The organism is Novosphingobium sp. LASN5T (assembly GCF_003856955.1).
In the GTDB taxonomy this organism is placed as follows: domain Bacteria; phylum Pseudomonadota; class Alphaproteobacteria; order Sphingomonadales; family Sphingomonadaceae; genus Novosphingobium.
On the sequence record NZ_RQSI01000017.1, the window covers coordinates 40,892 to 62,227 of the forward strand.

18 protein-coding genes are annotated in these 21,336 nt (G+C 68.8%); 9 read left to right on the top strand and 9 right to left on the bottom strand.

Annotation, left to right across the window (positions count from 1 at the left end; genetic code table 11):
* Window positions 1–12: 12 nt before the first annotated feature.
* The 4 genes from EH199_RS12835 to EH199_RS12850 all read left to right on the top strand — a co-directional run bounded on the left by EH199_RS12835 (window position 13) and on the right by EH199_RS12850 (window position 4,427).
* Window positions 13–1,188 carry an 8-amino-7-oxononanoate synthase gene (locus tag EH199_RS12835; protein ID WP_124809687.1) on the top strand — a complete coding sequence of 392 codons (1,176 nt, stop codon included), beginning with the start codon at window positions 13–15 and terminating at the stop codon, window positions 1,186–1,188.
* Window positions 1,185–1,805, top strand: a complete 621-nt coding sequence (gene bioD / locus EH199_RS12840; protein ID WP_124809688.1) for a dethiobiotin synthase — start codon at window positions 1,185–1,187, stop codon at window positions 1,803–1,805. The genes EH199_RS12835 and bioD overlap by 4 nt, the downstream gene beginning before the upstream one ends.
* Window positions 1,802–3,058, top strand: coding sequence for an adenosylmethionine--8-amino-7-oxononanoate transaminase (locus EH199_RS12845; RefSeq protein WP_124809689.1), 1,257 nt, complete (start codon window positions 1,802–1,804; stop codon window positions 3,056–3,058). Before bioD ends, EH199_RS12845 begins: the two co-directional genes overlap by 4 nt.
* Before the next feature lie 208 nt (window positions 3,059–3,266).
* Window positions 3,267–4,427: an aminotransferase class I/II-fold pyridoxal phosphate-dependent enzyme gene (locus EH199_RS12850; RefSeq protein WP_124809690.1), complete on the top strand. Its 1,161-nt coding sequence runs from the start codon at window positions 3,267–3,269 to the stop codon at window positions 4,425–4,427.
* 149 nt (window positions 4,428–4,576) lie between these two features.
* Here the strand turns inward: EH199_RS12850 and EH199_RS12855 are convergent, their stop codons facing one another.
* Together EH199_RS12855 and EH199_RS12860 are read right to left on the bottom strand one after the other, a co-directional pair.
* A complete protein-coding gene (locus tag EH199_RS12855) occupies window positions 4,577–5,080 on the bottom strand; it encodes a hypothetical protein (RefSeq protein ID WP_124809691.1) in 504 nt (167 codons plus the stop codon).
* Between the two features lie 107 nt (window positions 5,081–5,187).
* On the bottom strand, window positions 5,188–5,877 hold the full coding sequence (locus EH199_RS12860) for a peptidylprolyl isomerase (protein ID WP_124809692.1): 690 nt from the start codon (window positions 5,875–5,877) through the stop codon (window positions 5,188–5,190).
* Between the two features lie 96 nt (window positions 5,878–5,973).
* On the opposite strand from EH199_RS12860, the gene EH199_RS12865 reads away from it, so the two are divergent.
* Entirely contained in the window at window positions 5,974–6,555 is a 582-nt protein-coding gene (locus EH199_RS12865; RefSeq protein WP_190287260.1) for a PAS domain-containing protein, read from the top strand.
* 133 nt (window positions 6,556–6,688) lie between these two features.
* On the opposite strand, the gene EH199_RS12870 is transcribed toward EH199_RS12865, so the two are convergent.
* Window positions 6,689–7,684, bottom strand: coding sequence for a bile acid:sodium symporter family protein (locus EH199_RS12870; protein WP_124809747.1), 996 nt, complete (start codon window positions 7,682–7,684; stop codon window positions 6,689–6,691).
* 143 nt (window positions 7,685–7,827) lie between these two features.
* On the opposite strand from EH199_RS12870, the gene EH199_RS12875 reads away from it, so the two are divergent.
* Window positions 7,828–9,486, top strand: a complete 1,659-nt coding sequence (locus tag EH199_RS12875; RefSeq protein ID WP_124809694.1) for an alkaline phosphatase — start codon at window positions 7,828–7,830, stop codon at window positions 9,484–9,486.
* A 152-nt stretch (window positions 9,487–9,638) separates the two neighbouring features.
* On the opposite strand, the gene EH199_RS12880 is transcribed toward EH199_RS12875, so the two are convergent.
* Genes EH199_RS12880 through EH199_RS12890 form a run of 3 tightly spaced genes read right to left on the bottom strand, consistent with a single transcriptional unit; the run spans window position 9,639 to window position 11,322 of the window.
* Window positions 9,639–10,022, bottom strand: a complete 384-nt coding sequence (locus tag EH199_RS12880; RefSeq protein WP_124809695.1) for an OsmC family protein — start codon at window positions 10,020–10,022, stop codon at window positions 9,639–9,641.
* Between the two features lie 28 nt (window positions 10,023–10,050).
* Window positions 10,051–10,947 (bottom strand): pirin family protein, encoded by an 897-nt coding sequence (locus EH199_RS12885; protein ID WP_124809696.1) that lies wholly within the window; start codon window positions 10,945–10,947, stop codon window positions 10,051–10,053.
* A 27-nt stretch (window positions 10,948–10,974) separates the two neighbouring features.
* Window positions 10,975–11,322 (bottom strand): hypothetical protein, encoded by a 348-nt coding sequence (locus EH199_RS12890; RefSeq protein WP_223806650.1) that lies wholly within the window; start codon window positions 11,320–11,322, stop codon window positions 10,975–10,977.
* Window positions 11,323–11,588: 266 nt separating this feature from the next.
* On the opposite strand from EH199_RS12890, the gene EH199_RS12895 reads away from it, so the two are divergent.
* Window positions 11,589–15,614 carry a non-ribosomal peptide synthetase gene (locus EH199_RS12895; protein WP_124809697.1) on the top strand — a complete coding sequence of 1,342 codons (4,026 nt, stop codon included), beginning with the start codon at window positions 11,589–11,591 and terminating at the stop codon, window positions 15,612–15,614.
* A gap of 514 nt (window positions 15,615–16,128) precedes the next feature.
* Window positions 16,129–16,509, top strand: coding sequence for an endonuclease domain-containing protein (locus tag EH199_RS12900; protein WP_223806651.1), 381 nt, complete (start codon window positions 16,129–16,131; stop codon window positions 16,507–16,509).
* Between the two features lie 38 nt (window positions 16,510–16,547).
* Here the strand turns inward: EH199_RS12900 and EH199_RS12905 are convergent, their stop codons facing one another.
* The 3 genes from EH199_RS12905 to EH199_RS12915 form a co-directional block, all read right to left on the bottom strand.
* Window positions 16,548–17,603 carry a ribonucleotide-diphosphate reductase subunit beta gene (locus EH199_RS12905; RefSeq protein WP_124809698.1) on the bottom strand — a complete coding sequence of 352 codons (1,056 nt, stop codon included), beginning with the start codon at window positions 17,601–17,603 and terminating at the stop codon, window positions 16,548–16,550.
* A gap of 112 nt (window positions 17,604–17,715) precedes the next feature.
* Window positions 17,716–18,186: a PepSY domain-containing protein gene (locus EH199_RS12910; protein WP_124809699.1), complete on the bottom strand. Its 471-nt coding sequence runs from the start codon at window positions 18,184–18,186 to the stop codon at window positions 17,716–17,718.
* 206 nt (window positions 18,187–18,392) lie between these two features.
* Entirely contained in the window at window positions 18,393–20,408 is a 2,016-nt protein-coding gene (locus EH199_RS12915) for a ribonucleoside-diphosphate reductase subunit alpha (RefSeq protein WP_124809700.1), read from the bottom strand.
* Between the two features lie 442 nt (window positions 20,409–20,850).
* Between EH199_RS12915 and EH199_RS12920 the strand changes: the two genes are divergently transcribed.
* Window positions 20,851–21,210, top strand: coding sequence for a GlsB/YeaQ/YmgE family stress response membrane protein (locus EH199_RS12920; RefSeq protein ID WP_223806653.1), 360 nt, complete (start codon window positions 20,851–20,853; stop codon window positions 21,208–21,210).
* Window positions 21,211–21,336 lie beyond the last annotated feature (126 nt).

Below are 21,336 nucleotides of genomic sequence, written 5' to 3' on the forward strand. Positions count from 1 at the left end.
CCGGAGCGCGGGATGGAGAGGGAAGCCAGGATCGATGCGGAGGGCGGCGGCACGCTGAGCGCGGCGTCGCTGTGGCGCGTGCATTCGGCGGACCTTGCCGCGCTGGGCGAACGCGCCCGGCTGCGCGCGCTGGCGCCGCGCCGGGGCGTGGACTTCGCCTCGAACGATTACCTCGGCATGGCCCGCGCGCCGCGCCTGGCGCAGGCGGTGGAACGCGCCGTCGCGCGCGGGGTGCCGCTGGGATCGGGCGGATCGCGCCTGCTGCGCGGCAACGATCCCGAGCACGAGGCGCTGGAGGCCGAGGCCGCCGCCTTCTTCGGCAGCGAAGCCGCGCTGTTCTTCTCCGCCGGCTATGCCGCCAACGCCGCGCTGCTGTCCACGCTGCCCCAGCGCGGCGATCTGATCGTCCATGACGAACTGGTCCACGCCTCGATGCACGAAGGCCTGCGGCTGACGCGCGCGACGGCCGTGGCGGCGGCGCACAACGATCCGCAGGCGTTCGACGACGCGGCGCGCGAATGGCGCGCGCGAGGCCACACCGGGCGCATCTGGCTCGCCTTCGAAACGCTCTATTCGATGGACGGCGATATCGCCCCGGTCGATGCCTTCGCCGCGGTGGCGCGGCGGCACGAGGCGATCATGTTCATTGACGAGGCCCACGCCACCGGCGTGTTCGGCCCCGACGGGCGCGGCCTTGCCGCCCATCTCGAAGGCCGGCCCGATACGATCGTGCTGCGCACCTGCGGTAAGGCGATGGGGTGCGAGGGCGCACTGGTGCTGGGGCCGCGGATCGTGCGCGAGTTCCTGGTCAACCGGGGCCGCGCCTTCATCTTCTCCACCGCGCCATCGCCGCTGGTCTGCGCCGCCGTGCGCGAGGCGATCCGGATGCTGGCGGACGAACCGCGCCGGCGCGACGACCTGACCGCGCTGGTCCGCCACGCCGAGCGCGCGCTGGCGCCGTTCGGCGTGGAACCCACCGGATCGCAGATCCTGCCGCTGATCCTGCACGAGGATGCGCGGACCATGCGCGTGGCGGAAGCCTTGCAGCAGGCCGGGTTCGACGTGCGCGGCATCCGCCCGCCCACCGTGCCGCAGGGCACCAGCCGCCTGCGCATCTCGCTGACGCTCAACGTTACCTGCGCGGACATCGACGCGCTCGCGCAGACACTAGGACGCGTGCTGGCATGACCCGCATCGTCGTCACCGGCACTGATACCGGCATCGGCAAGACGGTGTTTTCCGCCGCGCTCGCCGGGGCGCTGGGCGCGCATTACTGGAAGCCGGTGCAGTCCGGCCTGGAGGATGGCGCCGACCGCGATCACGTCGCCCGGCTGGGCGGGTTGCCCGCCGACCGGGTGCTGCCCGAAGCCTATCGCCTGACCACGCCCTGTTCCCCCCACCGCGCGGCCGAGATCGACGGGGTGGTGATCGATCCCGCGCGGCTGGCGGTGCCCGCCGTGGACCCGCTGGTGATCGAGGGCGCGGGCGGCGCGCTGGTGCCGGTCACGCGCGGCACGACTTATGCCGATGTGTTTGCGTGGTGGAACCTGCCGACGGTGATCGTCGCGCGGACCGAACTGGGCACGATCAACCACAGCCTGATGACGATCGAGGTGCTGCGCGGGCGGGGCGTGCCGGTGCTGGGCGTGGCCTTCGTGGGCGATGGCAACGAGGACAGCGAGGCGACGATCGCGGCGATGGGGCAAGTGCGGCGGCTGGGGCGGCTGCCGCGCCTGGCCGAACTGACGGCGCAGACGGTGGCCGCCGCCTTCGCCACGCATTTCCGCATCGAGGACTTCCGGTGAGCGAATCGCCCGTCTGGCATCCGTTCTGGCAGCACGGGCTGGGCCAACCAGTCACCCGCGTCACCCGCGCGGAAGGCGCGGCGCTTTATACCGCCGAGGGCCGCCGCGTGATCGACGCGGTATCGAGCTGGTGGGTGACCACGCACGGCCACTGCCACCCGCGCATCGTCGAGGCGATCCGCGATCAGGCGGGGCAGATCGACCAGCTGATCTTCGCCGGCTGGACGCACGATCCGGCCGAAGACGTGGCGCGGGGCCTCACCGAAATCCTGCCGCCCGAACTGACCCGCGTGTTCTTTTCCGACAGCGGCTCCACCTCGGTCGAAGTCGCGCTGAAGATGGCGCTGGGCTTCTGGGCGCACAGTGGCGAACCGCGCCACCGCATCCTGGTGATGGAGCACAGCTACCACGGCGACACCATCGGCGCGATGTCGGTGGGGGAGCGCGGGGTCTATAACGCGCCTTACGATCCGCTGCTGTTCGACGTGGGCCGCATTCCGTTCCCGGTGGGCGACGGGGCGAACACGGTCGAAGCGCTGGAAGCCGCCTGCCGCGAAAGGCCGGCCGCCTTCATCGTCGAACCGCTGGTGCTCGGCGCCGGGGGCATGATGATGTACGGCGCGGGCGTGCTGGCGGCGATGGCCGAGGTCTGCCGCCGCCATGGCGTGCTGTTCATCGCCGACGAGGTGATGACCGGCTGGGGCCGCACCGGCACGCTGCTGGCCTGCGAACAGGCGGGCGTGGTGCCCGACATCCTGTGCCTGGCCAAGGGGCTGACCGGCGGATCGATGCCGCTGGCGGTGACGCTGGCGCGCGAGCCGATCTTCCAGGCGCACTGGTCCACCGACCGCGCGAAGACGTTCTACCATTCGTCGAGCTACACCGCGAACCCGATCGCTTGCGCCGCCGCGCGCGCCAACCTGGCGATCTGGCGCGAGGAGCCGGTGCTGGAGCGCATCGCCACGCTGGGCGCGCGCCAGCAGGCGGGGCTGGACCGGCTGGCCGCGCTGCCCGGCATTCGCAACCCGCGCCGCTGCGGCACGATCATCGCGCTGGACGTGGAAGACCCCGCCGGCGGCTATCTTTCCGCACTGGCGCCGCGCCTGATGGCGCTGTTCCGCGAAGCCGGCGTGCTGCTGCGCCCGCTGGGCAACACCATTTACGTGATGCCGCCCTACTGCATTTCCGCCGAAGACCTGACGCTGGTCCACGATGCGATCGCCGACGCGGTGGCGGTGGTGCTGCGGGGCTGAGCGGTTCCGCGCCGCCGAGCGCGGCCAGCCCACCCCGCTGCGACTAAGCCGGCCTGTGGGCCGGCAAGTCTCGCTCCCCTCCCGCTCGCGGGAGGGGCTGGGGGTGGGCATTCCACGCGCCCCAAGCGCCGCCGCCAAGAAGGCCATTGCATTGTGCGCCGCACGCGGCACTCTGGCGGTACGAGCCACGGGGCCACAGGGGAAAGCCATGACCGACGATCTTGCAGGCACCGTTTCGCGCCGGATGCTGATGCGCGGCGCGCTGGGCGCGGCGGCCGCGCTGCCGCTTTCGGCGCACCTGTCCCCCGCGCGGGCGCAACCGGCGATGCCGCTGCCGCCACAGGACCCGGCGGGGATGATCGCCTCGCTGACCGACGGCGTGTTCATCAACGCCAACGAGAACCCGCTCGGCCCCGGCGAAAGCGCGTTGCGGGCGCTGGCCGGGCTGGAAAAGCTGGGCGGGCGCTATGGCTTTCCGCTGTCCGCGCGGCTGGCCACGCTGTTCGCCGCGCAGAACGGGCTCAAGGCTGAGAATATTGCCATCCACCCCGGATCGTTCGCGCCGCTGCGCAACGCGATGCTGGCCTTTTCCAGCAAAGACCGGCCGATCGCCTATGCCGAGCCGACCTTTTCGGACGGTTTCTACGGCGCCAATGGCCAGCCGGTGACGCGCGCCGTCACCGTGCCGCTGGCCGGCGATTTCGCGCTCGATGTGCGCGCGCTGCTGGCCGCCGCGCCCGATGCGGGTCTGTTCTACATCTGCAATCCCAACAACCCCACCGGCCTCGTCACTCCGCGCGCGGACATCGAATGGCTGCTGGCCAACAAGCCCGCCGGATCGCTGCTGCTGATCGACGAGGCCTATATCCATTACAGCGAAAGCGCCCAGTCGTGCCTCGATCTGGTGGCCAAGGGCGCGGACGTGCTGGTGCTGCGCACGTTCTCCAAGATCTACGGCCTCGCCGGGCTGCGCCTGGGCCTCGTCGCCGCGCGGCGCGATCTGCTCGACCGGCTGATGGACTATGGCGTGAACATCCCGCCGATGCCGGCCGTGATCGCGGCGGAAGCGAGCCTGCTCGATCCCGCGCTGGTCCCCGCGCGCAAGGCCTATACCGCCGCCGTGCGCAACGACGTGTTCGCCTGGCTGAAGGAACGCGGCATCCGCACCCTGCCGTCGGAAACCAGCTTCGCCATGCTCCACGTCGGCCGGCCGGGCGAGGAGGTGCAGGCGGCGCTGGCGCGCGAGCGCGTGTTCACCTCGGGATCGCGCAAGCACATGCCCGACTGGATGCGGATCAGCTTCGGCACGCCGGCGGAAATGGCCGCGTTCAAGACGGCCTTTGCGAAGGTGATGGGGCTGAAGGCGTAGGGTGAGCGGATGGGGTTTGGCGGTTGCGGAGGTGCCCGCTGCGGGCCTTGCGTGTACAAACCCTCGCTCGTCCTGAGCCTGTCGAGGGACGTGCGATACGGTTGGACCTTGAAGCGGTTGGCCACGTGAAGGCCGGCATTCGCGCTAGTTCAAGTGCAGGCCGAAATCACTTTCCGAACGGCCGAATTGCTAGCTCGGGCTTTCATGAATGTGCCTGTTTCCATCGTAAAGACGTTAACCGCCTGCGGCTCAGCGGTGCCAAGATTGGCCGACAACAATTGCAACTGAGACGGAGAAAGGCGCTCAGAAATCAACGTGTCGACTACTCCTGTTTCCGTGAGCGTCATCGGCACCACCAATTCGTGCGCGATGTCTCCGATGACAATCGTTGCCTCGTCTGTATTGTCTTTCTGGAAGACCCATCGCGGTCCCGGCAGCCGAGAGCGAAGGACAAGGCGAAGCTGGCGATCGGAGCCGCAACTCAACCCCAACGCGCTTATCTTCCAAGGCGCGAAGCGGGATGCCAACTCGATGTACGAAATCGTCCCGAGAGGGGGTGACCAATCCGTCAGGACTACTCGGGGATCTCCCGTCAACGGCAACGCGCAAACTGCCCCGAATAGAGAGATTGCAATCAGCCAGGCCTTTTTCATCAGACCGAGCGTAACCCTAGCAATCTCTGGCCGCAATGCCGAAGCCGGACGATATGATACCCCGCGTCCTTCGACAGGCTTAGGGCGAACGGATGGGGAGTGGTGGCCTATTGCGCAGGAGCTGGCGCCACCGCCGGCAACGGCACGCGCCGCACGGTGAGGATCTTCACCGGCTTTTCCAGCATCTGCCCGCGCATCGCGCCTTCGCCCAGCGTTTGCGAAAGCGGCGCATCCCAGATCTTGCGCACCACGTCCATGCCCGAAACGACGTTGCCGAACGCGGCATAGCCCGCCTGCGCTTCGGGGTTGGCGGAGGCGGGATCGGCGTCCAGCCCGGCGATGTCGGACAGCATGATCGAGAAATCGCCCGTCGCCGTGCCCGGCGCGCCGCGCGCCATGGAGATCGCCCCGGCCTTGTGCAGGATGCCGGTGACGTTCGTCGGCTCGTGCGCGATCGGCTTCAGCACGCGCTTGGGATCGCCGCGCACGCCGGCCTGGATCAGCCCGTTGGGCTGTTCGCCCCAGGCAAGGTGCATCGCGCGGTAGAACACCACGCCATCGAACCGCTTCTGATCGACATAGCGCAGGAAATTGGCGGTGGTGACGGGCGCGTGCTTGCCATCCAGATCGAGCACGATCGCGCCGAGTTCGGTGTTGATCGCCACGCGCACCGTATCGGCCAGCGGGATTTCCGCCGGCGGGCGGGTCGGGCGCGCGGGCGCCCTGGCGCGGTGCGGCGTGGCGGCGGTGAGCGCGAGGAACACGGGCAGGGCGGCAAGCACGAATCGGCGGTTCATGAACCGAACCTAACGCCATGGCGGGCAGCGACGCCAGTCTCCCCGTTGCCTGCACCGCCCGTCTGGCGCTAGGGTGGACGCATGGTGCCAGACGCGATGATAGAGAACAGTGCGACCGCCGCGGTGCTGACCGATCCACGCCAGCCGGACAACCCGATCGTTTCCTGCAACGCGGCGTTCATCCGCCTGACGGGCTATGCGCGCGAGGAGATCATCGGCCGCAATTGCCGGTTCCTGCGCGGCGCGGGAACGGAAGTGGAGCTGACCGACACGCTGCGCGCGGCGGTCGTCGCCCGCCAGCCCGCGCTCGTGGAAATCCGCAACTACCGCAAGGACGGCACGCCGTTCCGCAACGCCGTGATGATCGCGCCGATCTTCAACGCGGATGGCGAGGTCGAATACTTCCTCGGCTCGCAGATGGAAGTGCCGGACGATGGCGCGAAAGCCGCTCCGCGCGAGGTTGCCCTCACCGCCGCGCGCCAGCGGATCGACGCGCTGACCGATCGCCAGCGCGAAATCCTGCTGGAAATGGCGCGGGGCAAGCTCAACAAGCAGATCGCGTGGGACCTTGGCCTGTCGGAACGCACGATCAAGATGCACCGCGCGGCGATGTTCCGCGCGCTGGGCGTGAAGACCAGCGCCGACGCCATCCGCGTGGCGGTGGAGGCGGGGTACTAGGCGGCGCCCGCGTCGCCTGGAGCGGGAGCACATCGCCCTCCCTCGTCATTGCGAGGGGCACCGCCCCGAAGCAATCCAGAGCGGCTAGCGGGGCACTGGATTGCTTCGCTGCGCTCGCAATGACGAAAGCGGGCTAAACGGAAGTCCGGCTGCCCGCTTGGCCCGCGTCCTTCTCCGCCGCGGCGGCGAGGCGCGGGGCGATCATCGCGCAGGCGATCAGCTGGAACTGGTGGAACAGCATCACCGGCAGCAGCACGATGCCGACTTGCGCCGGCGCGAACAGCACGCCGGCCATCGGCACGCCGCTGGCCAGGCTTTTCTTGGAGCCGCAGAACAGCAGCACCGCCGCATCCGCGCGTGAGAGCTTCATCGCGCGGCCGAGCAGCGTGGTGAGCAGCAGCGCGATCCCCAGCAGCACGACGCACAGTATCGACAGCACCACGAGGCTTTCCGGCGAGACGCGCTGCCACAGCCCTTCGACCACCGCCGCGCCGAACGCCGAATAGACCACCAGCAGGATGGAGCCGCGATCGACCCGGCCCACCAGCGCCTTGTGCCGGGCAACGAAGGCGCCGACCCACGGGCGCAGCAGGTGCCCGACCACGAAGGGCAGCAGCAGTTGCAACAGGATCGTTTCGACCGACTGCCACGAAATGCCGCCGGTGGTCCCCCCCATCAGCAGCGCGACCAGCGCCGGGGTGGCGAAGATGCCCACGAAGTTCGAAAACGAGGCGGCGCAGACCGCCGCCGCCACGTTGCCGCGCGCGATCGCGGTGAAGGCGATCGAGGACTGCACCGTGGAGGGCAGCAGCGTCAGGAACAGGAGGCCCGTGGCAAAGGCGGGCGGCACGAAGGGCAGCTTGCCGAAGGCCAGCCCCAGCGCGGGAAACAGCGCGAACGTTACCCCCAGCGTGGCGAGGTGCAGCTTCCAGTTGCGCATCCCGTCCCAGATCGCCTCGCGCGAGAGCTTGGCCCCGTGGAGGAAGAACAGCAGGACGATGCCGGCATCGGCCGCCCTTTCCGCGACCGTGGCCCACTGCCCCCGCGCCGGCAGCACGCTGGCGAGAAGCACGGTGCCAAGAAGCGCGAGGATGAACGGTTCGACAAGGGCGGCGAGCTTGCGGATCATGGCGGCCAGATGCGCGCGGGCGCGGTCCCTGTCCAGTCCCAACCGGCGGCCAGTCCGTGCCTGCTTGCTGTCACGCCCGTTTCAAACTTCGCGCCTAGCGCGGCATTCCGGCATAGCATGCGAATCGGGACTGGAGACAAGGCATGAAAATCAACCGTCGTTCCGCGCTGGGCATGTTTGGGTCCGGCGCGATTCTGCCCGCGTTCGCCGCCGAAGCCGCCGCGCCGAAAGCGGCGTTCCTGCACGGTGTGGCCAGCGGCGATCCCACGACCTCAGGCGCGATCCTGTGGACGCGCGTCACGCCGGACGATGCCGGCACCGGAGCGTCCATCCCGGTGCGCTGGCACGTGGCGGCGAGCGAGGGCGGCACGCCGGTGGAAAGCGGCGCGGCCGACGCGCGCGGGGCGCGCGATTTCACGGTGAAGGTGGAGCCGGCCACGCTGCAGGCGGGCACCGATTACTGGTACTGGTTCGAACTGGCCGATGGCACCCGCTCGCCCACCGGCCGCTTCCGCACACTGCCCCGGGGCGCGACGGCGGACGTGGTCTTCGCGGTGGTGACTTGCCAACTCTATCCCGGCGGGTTCTTCAACGCCTATGACGCGCTGGCCCGGCGCGACCGGCTCGACGCGGTGATCCACCTGGGCGATTACATCTACGAATACGGCGCGGACGGCTACGGCGCGGCGATCGGGCGGAAAATCGGCCGGATCGTGGAGCCGGCGCACGAAGTGGTGACGCTGGCCGACTACCGCGCGCGCCACGCCTTCTACAAGCGCGATCCGATGCTGCAGGCCGCCCACGCCCGCGCCGCGTTCATCTGCGTGTGGGACGATCACGAAACCGCGAACGACAGCTGGATCGGCGGCGCGGAAAACCACCAGCCGGCCACCGAGGGCGACTGGGGCAAGCGCAAGGCGGCGGCGATGCAGGCCTATTTCGAATGGCTGCCGATCCGCGATCCCCGGCCGGGCCAGCCGTGGGAAGCGATCAACCGCAGCTTCGCCTTCGGCGATCTGGCCACGCTGCTGATGGTGGAAACGCGGCTGCTGGCGCGCAGTCATCAGGCGGAACATAAGGACGGGGTGCCGGCCGCCGAGGACATCGCCGCCGTGCTGGCAGAGCGCAACCGCCCGGACCGCGAGATGCTGGGCGAACCGCAGCGCGCCTGGGTGGAGCGCGAACTGGCCGGGTCGGTCAAGGCGGGCACGCCCTGGCAGGTGATCGGCAACCAGGTGAACATGGGCCGGATCAACGGCCCCGATCTGGACAAGCAGTTCGGGCCGGACAAGGCGGCGGCGATGCTGGCGGCGATGTCGCCCCGCGCGCGGCGGCGGGCGGAAGCCGCGCAGGCCGGCTACCGCGCCGGGGTGCCGTTCAACCTCGATGCGTGGGACGGCTATCCGGCGGCGCGCGAGCGGCTCTATGCCAGCTTCCGCCGCGCCGGCAGCGAACCGCTGGTGCTGGCGGGCGACAGCCACGCCTTCTGGGCCACCAATCTGGCGGACGACGCCGGCACCGCGGTGGCCGTGGAATTCGGCACCTCGTCGATCACCAGCCCCTCGATCGGCGACGAGATGCCGGCGGTGCCGCTGGGCGAGATGCTGCGCGAAGCCAGCCCCGAAGTGGTGTTCTGCGACCAGCGTGCCAAGGGCTATGTCCTGCTGACGCTGACGCCCGCGCAGGCCGTGGCCGATTACCTGGCCGTCTCCACCGTGCTGGAGCCGCGCTATACCGAAAGCCGGCTGGCGCGCTTCACCGTGGCGGCCGGGGCGAAAGGGCGCAAGCTGGCGGCGGGATAGAGGCGGACGGCATCCGCATCGTCATTGCGAGCGTAAGCGAAGCAATCCAGTGCCCCGCGTGCCGCTTTGGCCCGCATACCGCTCTGGATTGCCGCGGGGCTTCGCCCCTCGCAATGACGAAAGGCGGGAGAGCTAAAGCCGGGCCGGGCCGTTCAGGCCAGCCGCGTGTCGATCGCGATGCCGCCCTTCAGCGTGAGCGTGACGGGGGTGCGTTCGGCCACATCGGCCAGGCGCGCCTGCTGGTCCGCGTCCAGCCCGGCGATGGTCAGGACGCGTTCGATCCGGCGATCGTCCTTGCCGCCGGTGAGGCGCAGCGCCACGTCGAGCGATTCGAGTGGCCACTGCTTGCGATCGGCGTACATGCGCAGCGTGATCGCGGTGCAGGCGCCGAGCCCCGCCAGGATCAGATCATAGGGTGCGGGGCCGGCGTTGGCGCCGCCGAGCGCGGGCGGTTCGTCGGCCACGATGCGGTGGCCGTCGACCTCGATCTCGGTGCGGTAGCGGTCCTTGCCGATATGGGCGGTGCCGTGAACCATCGGGATTCTCCTGAAAACGGGCGGGCGGTCAGGCCGGCAGGGGGATGAATTCGCTTTCGCCGGGAACGCGGGCGAAGCGGCCGGCCTTCCAGTCTTCCTTGGCCTGCTCGATCCGTTCGGCCGAGGACGAGACGAAGTTCCAGAAGATGTTGCGCTTTTCGGGCAGCGGTTCGCCGCCCAGCAGCATGATGCGGGTCTGCCCCCGGGCGCGCAGGATCACTTCGGCACCGGGCTTGAACACCACCAGTTCGTCCTTGGCGAAAGTGCCGGTCTGGCCGACCACTTCCACTTCGCCGCCGACCACGTAGATCGCGCGCTCGATGTGTTCGGCCTTCACCTGATAGCGCGCGCCATCGGCCAGGGCGATATCGGCATAGACCATGTCGGAGAAGGTCTTCACCGGCGAGACCAGCCCGTCCGACGTGCCGGCGATCAGCGTCAGGCGCGTGCCGGCGTCCTCGATCACCGGAATCTCCGTGGCCTTGTGGTGGACGAAGGCGGGATCGACTTCCTCGGCCTGGGTGGGCAGCGCCACCCAGGTCTGCAGGCCGAACAGCGCGTTGGCGTGGCTGCGCTGCTCCTGCGCGGTGCGTTCGGAATGGACGATGCCGCTGCCGGCGGTCATCCAGTTGACCTCGCCGGGGCGGATCGGCTGGACCGAGCCCAGCGAATCCCGGTGCAGGATCTCGCCTTCGAGCAGGTAGGTGATCGTGGCGAGGCCGATGTGCGGGTGCGGGCGCACGTCCAGCCCTTCGCCGGTGTCGAACGTGGCCGGCCCCATCTCGTCGAAGAAGATGAACGGGCCGACCATGCGGCGGTGCGCCGAAGGCAGCGCGCGGCGAACCTGGAAGCCGTCTCCCAGATCGCGGACGGGCGGAAGGATGACGAGATCGACGCCGTCGACGGTGGAAGTGCGGGTGGTCATGGCGGGATTCCTTGGTTTGGAGAGAGATCAGGCGCCGAGCAGCGCCATCGCTTCGATCTGGGCGGGTGAATAGCCCTGCGCGGCGAGCGCCGGGATATGCTGGTGGGCCAGGGCGCGGGTGCGGTGGCTTTCGCACAGGAAATCGCGCACCGGGCGCAGGTGGGCGGGAATGGTGTCGGCCGCGGCGCGCGGACGCGGCTTGACGACGTGGCCGGTGATCGCGCCAACTGCACGGCCCACGCGGTCGCGCAGCGATCCGGCGAGCGGGGGCTGGCCGCAGGGGCAATCGGCCACGGCGTTGAGCGCGGCCTTCACATCCTGCCATTCGGCCGGGCTGAGGCGCGGGGTGGCGGTGTCGAGCAGGGCTTTGAGCATGGCGTCGTCTCCATCGTGCGATGTGGTCACTATGCCGCAAAGCCCGAGTCGGAATGATCCGGATAATGTGGGCCAAAGTGTTCGAGATTATCGAAAGGTGGTGCGGGGCCTTCCTTACCGGACCTTAATTTGACGGTCACTTTGCAGTCGATAGCCCGCATCTATTGCTGGAAAATCGCGGATTGTATCGGCATGGCGCCCCGCTCCGGCGGAGCGCGTCATGCGGGGCACCCGCGGGCCGCTTCGGGCCGGAAGCAGGGGACCATATGAATTTCGAGGACAGCGCAATTCTGGCGCGCGGCGCGGCGGACGAGACCGGCCGCCTGCTGCACGCCTTTCTGGCGGATACCGTCGCGCGCGTGCCGGGGCAGATGGCGCTGGACATCCCGCCGGGCCGCGACCGCGCCGTGCGCGCGACGATGACCTATGCCGAACTGGCGGACGCTTCGGACCGGCTGGCGCGTCACCTTGCGCCGATGATCGCCGGGGAAGCGATCGTCGCGCTGCTGCTGCCGCGCACCGCGCCACTGCTCTATGTCGCGCAACTGGCGGTGCTGAAGGCCGGGGCGGCGTTCACCTGCCTGGACCCGTCGTTCCCCGAGGAGCGGATGCGCGAAATCCTGGAGGATGCGGAGCCCGTGGCCGTGCTGGCCGACGCCGTGGGCTTGGCGCGGCTGGCGCCGCTGGTGGCCGATCCCGCGCGGCTGTTCGACGCGGACGCGCTGCTGGCGCGCGACCCCCCGGCGGGCGATCTGCCGGAGGGCTTCGCCGCCGACCGGCTGGCCTATGTGATCTACACCTCGGGCACCACGGGCCGCCCCAAGGGGGTGATGATCGAGCATCGCAACATCGCCAGCCTCGTCGCGTCCGACATCGCCGAATTCGGCCTGACCACGGCGGACCGCGTGGTGCAGGGATCGTCCTCCGCCTACGATTCCTCGCTGGAGGAGACCTGGCTCGCCTTCGCCACCGGCGCCACGCTGCTGGTGATGGACGATGCGGCGGCGCGGCTGGGGCCGGACATCGTCGGCTGGCTGCGCGATGAGCGCGCCACCGTGTTCTGCCCGCCGCCGACGCTGCTGCGTTCCAGCGGCTGCGCCGATCCCGAACGCGCGCTGCCCGACCTCAAGCTGCTTTACGTGGGTGGCGAGGCGCTGCCGCGCGACATCGCCGACCTGTGGCAGAAGGGCCGGCGGCTGGTTAACGGCTATGGCCCTACCGAATGCGCGGTGACCTGCCTGCGCGGCGATATCGTGCCGGGCAAGCCGATCACCATCGGCGCGCCGGTGCCGGGAATGCAGGCCTGGGTGCTGGATGAAGCGCTGGATGAAGTGGCCGAGGGAATGCGCGGGGAACTGTGCATGGGCGGCGCGGGCGTGGCGCGCGGATACCGCAACCGGCCGGACCTGACCGCCGAGAAGTTCTGCGATCATCCGGTGCTGGGCCGCATCTATCGCACCGGTGACCTCGTGCACCGCGAGGCGGACGGGAATTTCTATTACCACGGGCGGATCGACGCGCAGGTCAAGCTGCGCGGATACCGCGTGGAACTGGGCGAGATCGAGGCGCGGCTGGCCGAACTGCCGGGCGTGCGCGCCGCCGGCTGCCGGATGCAGGACCATCGCGGCGTGCCCGAACTCGTCGCCTTCGTGGTGGCCGACGATCCGCGCCAGCCGCTCGACCTCGACGCGCTGCGCGGCGATCTGCTCGCCACCCTGCCGCGCTACATGGTCCCGCGCGAGATTGCGCTGATCGACGACCTGCCGACGACGGTGGGCGGCAAGCTCAACCGTGCGGCGCTGCCGCTGATCGACATCGCCGCGCCCGCCACCGGCGCCGCCACGGGCAGCGGGCGCCGGGCGGAACCCGCCAGCGAGATGGAGCGCCTGCTCGCCGCCGGGATGGCCGACATCCTCAAGCGCGGCGACGGCGTTTCGGTGGAGGACGATTTCTTCGAGGATCTGGGCGGCGATTCGCTGAGCGCGGCGCTGCTGGTGACGCTGCTGCGCGACGATCCGCGCACCGACTGGATCACCGTGTCCGACATCTACGAGGCGCGGACGGTGCGCGCGCTGGCGCTGCTGGCCGACCGGGCGATGCCGGCGGCGGACGCGGCCGACGAGGCGCCGCTGGTGCGCGAAGGCGTGGCGCGGCCGCGGCTGGCGCAAGCGGTGCAGACCGGCTGGCTGCTGGGCGAACTGGCGGCGGGCGGCTGGCTGACGTGGTTCGCGGCGTTCCAGGTCATCCCCCGCCTGTTCGGGCACATGAGCATGACCGCCTTCGTCCTGCTTGCCCCGCTGGCGGCGGTGGGCGCGCTGGCGCTCTATGTGCCGGCGGCGATCCTGTTCGCGGTGCTGGTCAAGCGGCTGGCGGTCGGGCGCTATCGCGCGGTGCGCGCACCGGTGTGGAGCACGCTCTACCTGCGCCACTGGGTGGTGTTCCAGGCGGTGCGGCTGATTCCCTGGCCGCTGATCCAGGGCACGGTGGTGCAACAGGCGGCGCTGCGCGCGCTGGGCGCGCGGATCGGCCGCAACGTCCACATCGCGCGCGGGGTGGACCTGCGGCGCGGCGGGTGGGACCTGCTGACGATCGGCGACAACGTCTCCTTGGGGCAGGACGCGCACATCGGCCTGTCCGAACTCGACCGGGGCGACATCGTGTTCGGCGCGGTGACGATCGGCGAAGGCGCCACGCTGGGCGTGCGCGCGGGCGTGGAGGGCGATTGCCACGTGGGCGCGGGCAGCGTGCTGACGGCGCTGTCGATCCTCAACGCCGGGGGCACGATCCCGCCGGGCGAACTGTGGGGCGGCGTGCCGGCGAGCCGCGTCGGCCCCGCGCCCGAAGCGCCGGCACCGGCCCAGGGCACGGCGCTTTCGCCCGCACTGCACAGCGCGCTGCTGCTGGCAGCGGAAGGGCTGGCGGCGCTGGTCGCGGCGCTGCCCGCCGAACTGCTGTCGCTGGCGGTGATGCGCCGGGCCGGCGTGACCTATGACGCGATGTGGGCGTGGATGGCGCATCCCGCGCCGCTTTCGCGCACCGGGCTGGTGCTGATCGGCCTGACCGTGGCGGCGGTGCCGCTGACGCTGGTGTGGAGCGCGCTGATGCTGCGCGCGATGGGCCGCGTGAAGCCGGGCACGATCGGGCGGTTCAGCCCCGCCTATGTGCGGGTGTGGATCAAGACCGGGATGCTCCACGCCGCCGGCGAATGGCTGAGCGGCACGGTATTCTGGTCCAAGTGGCTGCGCCTGGCCGGAATGCGCGTGGGCGCCAGCTGCGAGATCAGCACGATCATCGACGTGGTGCCCGAACTGGTGGAAATCGGCGCGGAGACGTTCTTCGCCGATGGCATTTACCTCGGCGGCGCGGACGTGCGCGCGGGCACGGTCACGCTCGGCACGGTGGAGCTGGGGCGCAACACGTTCCTGGGCAACCACGCGGTGATCCCGGCGAACACGCGCCTGCCCGACGACATCCTGATCGGCATCGCCACCGTGGCGCGGCCCGACCTTATCGCCGCCGGCCAATCGCGCTTTGGCCACCCCTGCTTCGACCTGCCCCGGCGCGAGGTGGTGGACATGGACCGCAGCCTCACCCACGATCCCTCGCCCGTGCGCTACTGGAACCGCGTGTTCTGGGAAGTGGCGCGCTTCGCCCTGCCGGTGCTGCCGCTGCTGCTCTCCGCGCTGTGGTACGCGATGGTGGCGCGCGGCCGGGGCGTGACGGGCGATGCCGCCTTCGCGCTGCTGGTGCTGCCGGGGGCCATGCTCGCGCCGATCATGGCGCTGCTGGCGGCGGTGTGGGCGCTGAAGTGGACGCTGATCGGGCGGGTGAAGCCGGGCCAGCACGCGCTGTGGTCGTGCTGGTGCAGCCGGTGGGACTATGTCTATGTCGCCTGGGCCAAGTATGCCAACCTGATCCTGCAGCGGCTGGAAGGCACGTTCCTGCTGCTCGGCTTCCTGCGCGCGATGGGCCTCACCATCGGCAAGCGCGCGGTGCTGGGGCCGCAGTTCGCGCAAGTGGTGGACCCGGACATGATCCACATCGGCGATGGCGCGACGGTGACCGCGATGTTCCAGGCGCACACCTTCGAGGACCGCGTGCTGAAGGTGGACAAGGTGTTCATCGGCAAGGGCGCGACGATCGGCGCGGGCACGGTGCCGCTCTATGGCGCGGACGTGGGCGATGGCGCGCGCGTGGGCGGGCACAGCGTGATCATGAAGCAGGAACGCCTGCTGCCGGGCCTGCGCTATCAGGGCGTGCCGACGCGGGTGATGGGGCGCGAGCGGGGCTGAACCGCAGATAAGCGCCCGCATCCGGCGGCGAACCCGGACTCTGGCCTGAAAGGACGATACGGAAACGCGCGACCGGTGCGGCACCCGGAAGGTGCGCGGGAAGGGCGTGTCGAAGGCTGCGGTCGCGAACGGCCGGTGGGGCAGCAGGCCCGGTCCGGCTCGGCCATGAGGGAAGGGGCTTCGGCAGGGGCGGCGGCTCGCAGGTACGGCCCCGTGCCGGCAGCGGTTGAATCACCGCGCCACATCCACGCTTCCCGTCCGGTGCTGGTGTGCCTGGGCCAGGGACTTGGCAAACGCCCCGCCTTGAACCCGCGCCCCACACCGGTCGCGCCGGGCCGGAACGCGCGTGGCGCCAGGCCCGAAGGAGCGTGGGCAAGGCCGGCCAAGCCCTGCTCCCGATCCGTGGGGAGGGCGGGCAGGCTCACCCCCGGCCCCTCCCGCAGGCGGGAGGGGAGGATAAATGCCAAATCGGTCGTATCTTCTTCTCCCCTCCCGCTTGCGGGAGGGGTTGGGGGTGGGTCATTTTCCACCGATGGCCTTCCAGCCGCGCGATACTTCAAGGGCGCGTGAACTGCGCCATGCGGCTTCTCCCGCCGAACGGCTGCTCTGGCGCTACCTTTCGCGGGCGCAGACGGGTGCGAAGTTCAGCCGGCAAATGCCGGTCGGGCCGTTCTTCGCCGATTTCCTGTGCCGGGAGATGCGGCTGGTGGTGGAACTCGACGGCTTCAGCCACGAGGCGCGGCTGGAGCAAGACGCCGCGCGGGACCGCTGGTTCGCGGCGAATGGCTATCGCGTGCTGCGCTTTACCAATGCCGCGGTGCTGGGGAATATCGAGGGCGTGGTTACGGCCATTCGCAGCGCGGTGATGGAGGGGAGGGAGCAGACCCACCCCTGACCCCTCCCGCAAGCGGGAGGGGGATGTCCTTGCGCTGCTTACTCCGCCGCGATTCCGGCCGCCTTGAACATGTCTTCCTCGCTTTCGAGGCTCACGTCGGCGTTGGCGGCCGACTTGGCCTTGCGGCGGGCGTCGAAGCTGGACCAGACGTCGTTCCAGTTGCCGCGCGTGGCGGCCTTGGAATATTCGGTGGCGCGCGCTTCGAAGAAGTTGGCGTGCTCCACGCCATTGAGCAGCGGGGCGAGCCAGGGCAGCGGGTGATCGTCGATCATGTAGATCGGCTGGAAGCCGAGCTGACCCAGGCGCCAGTCCGCGATGTAGCGGATGTACTTCTTGATTTCCTTGGCGCTCATGCCCGGCACCGGGCCTTGTTCGAAGGCCAGGTCGATGAAGGCGTCTTCCAGCCGCACCGTCTTCTGGCAGCAATCGATGATGTCTTCCTTCACCGCCTTGGTCAGGCAGCCGCGTTCGGCAACGAAGGCGTGGAACAGGCGGGTGATGCCTTCGCAGTGCAGGCTTTCGTCGCGCACCGACCAGCTGACGATCTGGCCCATGCCCTTCATCTTGTTGAAGCGCGGGAAGTTCATCAGCATGGCGAAGCTGGCGAACAGCTGCAGCCCTTCGGTGAAACCGCCGAACATGGCGAGCGTGCGCGCGATGTCCTCGTCCGTCTCCACGCCGAAGGTCGAGAGGTAATCGTGCTTGGCCTTCATTTCCTCGTATTCGAGGAACATGCCGTATTCGGTCTCGGGCATCCCGATGGTGTCGAGCAGGTGCGAATAGGCGGCGATGTGGATCGTCTCCATGTTGGAGAACGCGGCCAGCATCATCTTGACCTCGGTGGGCTTGAACACGCGGCCGTACTTTTCGTGGTAGCAATCCTGCACTTCCACGTCGGCCTGGGTGAAGAAGCGGAAGATCTGCGTGAGCAGGTTGCGCTCGTGATCGCTGATCTTCTGCGCCCAATCGCGGCAGTCCTCGCCCAGCGGCACTTCTTCCGGCAGCCAGTGGACCTGCTGCTGGCGCTTCCAGTATTCGTAGGCCCACGGATACTCGAAGGGCTTGTAGGTCTTGCGGGCTTCAAGAAGCGGCATGGGCGTGAGTCCTGTCAGTGAGTCTGCGAGAGATAGGCACGATAAGGCGCGCGCGGAAGCGAAGTCGCCGCGCGCGCCGGGTAGGAAGGGCGGTTATCCCCCGTCCGAAGCGTTACGGCCAGAACCAGCCGGGCTTGAGGCCGCGCTGCTTCCGGTTGCGCCACATCTGGAGGTACATCCACAGGCCCGAGATGCTGAAGAACAGCAGCGCGCAGCCGGTCAGCAGCGAGATCGCGGTGCCGAGCGGCCCGAACGTCTCGCCCGAGTGCAGGTGATGGAACATGCCCACCCAGGCGCGCATCCCGCCCTTGGGCGCCTTGGGCTTGCACGTCATCGTTTCGGGGCAGTGGAAGCCGGCGGGCGCGGCCATTTGCGCGGAGGCTGGCGGCGCTTCGCCCGCCGGCCACAGAGCGGTGACGTGGCTGGCGATGCCCGTCACCGCCATCCACAGCATGAAAATCCCGAAGAACACCGTGGTCCAGCGGTGCCACTTGCGCATTGCCCGATACTCCCGAATGCAAACGATCCGGGGCCTCCAGACACGCCGCCGCGCCTGCGGGCAAGCCGCAAAATGTCGCGGAATGTAAGGAGGATGGCGCGGTCATCGATCCGGTGCTGGCGGGAGGAGAAACGGGGCCGCCCGGCACGGCCGGACCCATGCGCCCCGCCGCGCCCCGAGGGGCGGGAAGCGTGGCGATGGCAGGTCCGGTGCCCATGGCGGCGGTTTCCTGAAATGCGGGGTGCCGGCTGGGGAAAGTCCGTTACCGGCAGGCCCCTATTGGCAGGCCTTTATTGGCAGGCGAGGCATTCCTCGTAGTCGGTCTGGTCGCCAGCGCTGAGTTCGATCTTCGGCGCTTCGGCGGTGTTGTCCGCCTCCACCCCGCCGGCGAACCCGGCGCGCTGCACCGACTTCGAGCGCAGGTAGTAGAGCGACTTGATGCCCTTCTCCCACGCCTGGAAGTGGAGCATCATCAGGTCCCACTTGTCGACGTCCGCCGGGATATAGAGGTTGAGCGACTGCGCCTGATCGATGAACGGGGTGCGGTCCGCCGCGAATTCGAGCAGCCAGCGCTGGTCGATCTCGAAGCTGGTCTTGTACACCGCCTTTTCCTCGGGGCTGAGGAAATCGAGGTGCTGGACCGATCCGCCGTTCTCGAGGATCGAATTCCACACGTTGGCGGAATCCTTGCTCTTCTGCTGGAGCAGCGCCTTGAGATAGGGGTTTTCGACCACGAACGAGCCGGACAGGGTCTTGTGCGTGTAGATGTTGGCCGGGATCGGCTCGATGCAGGCGGAGGTGCCGCCGCAGATGATCGAGATCGACGCGGTGGGCGCGATCGCCATCTTGCACGAAAAGCGCTGCATCACGCCCATGTCCGCCGCATCGGGGCAGGGGCCGCGTTCCTGCGCGAGCAGCAGGCTGGCCTCGTCCGCCTTGGCGGCGATGTGGCGGAACATCTTGAGGTTCCACGCCTTGGCCATCGCGGATTCGAAGGCGATGCCCTTCTGCTGCAGGAACGAGTGGAAGCCCATCACGCCCATGCCGACCGAACGTTCGCGCATCGCCGAATACTTGGCGCGGGCCATTTCGGTGGGGGCGCGGTCGATATAGTCCTGCAGCACGTTGTCGAGGAAACGCAGCACGTCTTCGACGAAGTGCTTGTCGCCGTGCCACTGGTCCCAGGTTTCGAGGTTGAGCGAGGACAGGCAGCAGACGGCGGTGCGATCGTTGCCGAGGTGATCGCGGCCGGTCGGCAGCGTGATTTCCGAACAGAGGTTCGAGGTCGAGACCTTGAGGCCGAGATCGCGGTGATGCTTGGGCATCATGCGGTTCACGGTGTCGGAGAACACCAGATAGGGCTCGCCCGTGGCGAGGCGCACCTCGACCAGCTTCTGGAACAGGCTGCGCGCGTCCACCTTGCCGCGCACCGAACCGTCCTTGGGGCTGCGCAGCGGGAATTCGGCGCCATCGCGCACGGCTTCCATGAAGTCGTCGGTCAGCAGCACGCCGTGGTGCAGGTTCAGCGCCTTGCGGTTGAAATCGCCGCTGGTCTTGCGGATTTCGAGGAACTCCTCGATTTCCGGGTGCGAGACGTCGAGATAGGCGGCGGCCGACCCGCGCCGCAGCGAGCCTTGCGAGATCGCGAGCGTGAGGCTGTCCATCACCCGCACGAACGGAATGATGCCGCTGGTCTTGCCGTTCAGGCCCACACTTTCGCCGATGCCGCGCACCTGGCCCCAGTAGGTGCCGATGCCGCCGCCCCGGCTGGCCAGCCAGACGTTCTCGTTCCAGGTGGCGACGATGCCTTCCAGGCTGTCGTCCACCGAATTGAGGTAGCACGAGATCGGCAACCCGCGCCCGGTGCCCCCGTTCGAGAGGACCGGCGTGGCGGGCATGAACCACAGCTTCGAGATGTAGTCGTAGAGCCGCTGGGCGTGCGCCTCGTCATCGGCATAGGCATCGGCCACGCGGGCGAACAGGTCCTGGTACTTTTCGCCGGGCAGCAGGTAGCGGTCGTCGAGCGTGTCCTTGCCGAACGCGGTGAGCAGCGCATCGCGCGATTCATCGGTGACGATGCCGAAGCGGCGGGCGCGGACGGTGCGCGAGTTTTCCTTCTCGGGCGCGGGAACGCTGGCGGCCGCGGCCGCCGCCACGGCGGCGACCAGCGCCTCGGTCCCGGAATCCTGCGTATTCAAACTCATCGCCGTTCTGCCTTCTGCCGGCGACGCGCCTTCGAGAGTCGCGCCATCAAGGCCCAATTCGTCCTGCGCCGCCACGGAGCCGTCCCCAGTCCTGAAATCCACGTCTAACCCCCGGTTTCACCACCGCCCGACCGAAACCCGGCCGGCCGTCCAAATCTGCTGGCCGGACACCCGCCGGCCTGTTCCGGCCGGTCCGAATGTTCCGCTTCCGTTCGAATCGGGAGCAAGACCCCAATCCTACCACAAGATGGCCCGCGCGGGTCATGAAATCGGGTCTCGCGCCCCTTGCGCAGGCACGGAAGCGGGCGCCGGCACGAAGCCGGCAGCCGCCACGCGCCCAAGGGCGCGCTTCCGTTCTCAACAAGGTCTAGAGGCCCCCACACGGTCCGACCACTATCCATAGTGCCTCAACGGGATTCAGACACAAGAGGGTAAACCATCAGTTGACGATTCGGTTCGTCGTAATCCCGATTCGCTTCGTCGCAGCGAAAGCCATTGTGCAGTGCAGCGACGCGCGGGGAAAACGGCACTTCAAGACCAAATCGTGACGGGTCCAAAAATTTTCGCTCCGAACCACCATCCTGTGGACAATCGCGCCGGATCGGGCACACCCCGCGAAGCAGGAAAAAAGCTGTGGAAGGCGGAGGCGAAAAGCGTGTTCAACCTGATCTCGATCGTGATCACCGGCTTCTTCGTGGGGCTGCTGGCGGAAATCCTCTATCCCGGCCCGGTGGACCTGGGGTTCGTGAAGACGGTGCTGCTGGGAATCGGCGGATCGATCGTGGCCGGGGTGTTCGCCAGCTGGCGTTCGGGCAGCACGTTCGGCGAAGGGGTGAATCGCGCCGGCTGCCTCGCCTCGGTGCTGGGCGCGCTGCTGCTGATCTGGCTGGGGCGGCACTGGTAGGGCGGAGTCAGCCCACCCCCAACCCCTCCCGCAAGCGGGAGGGGAGCGCGACTGCCAAAAAAAAGACGGTTATGTCGCTTGCAAACTCTTGCCCTACGCTCGCAATGACGATGGTGAGTTTGCAAA